We start from the raw sequence: 207 nt of genomic DNA on the forward strand, positions 1-207 counted from the left end.
CAATCGTCGCGCCAGAGCCAGAAGCCGTTGAATATGTCCGCGTCTCCGATGCTTACGGCGCTGGCTTCTTCTACATCCCGGGCACCGAAACCTGCCTGCGTATCCATGGTTATGTTCGTTACGACGCAACCGGCGGTGACCGCGTTTATGCTCGTTCGCCTGGCGATCTGGACCGTGACACCTGGGGCAAGCTTTCTCGTGCAACGC

At 59.4% G+C, this 207-nt stretch carries 1 protein-coding gene; it reads left to right on the forward strand.

What is annotated here, in order from left to right:
- Positions 1–2: 2 nt before the first annotated feature.
- A partial coding sequence (locus F9K94_RS24325; protein WP_235920688.1) for a porin occupies positions 3–207 on the forward strand: 205 nt, incomplete at its 3' end.

This window comes from Brucella tritici (genome assembly GCF_008932285.1).
Taxonomy (GTDB): Bacteria; Pseudomonadota; Alphaproteobacteria; order Rhizobiales; family Rhizobiaceae; genus Brucella; species Brucella tritici.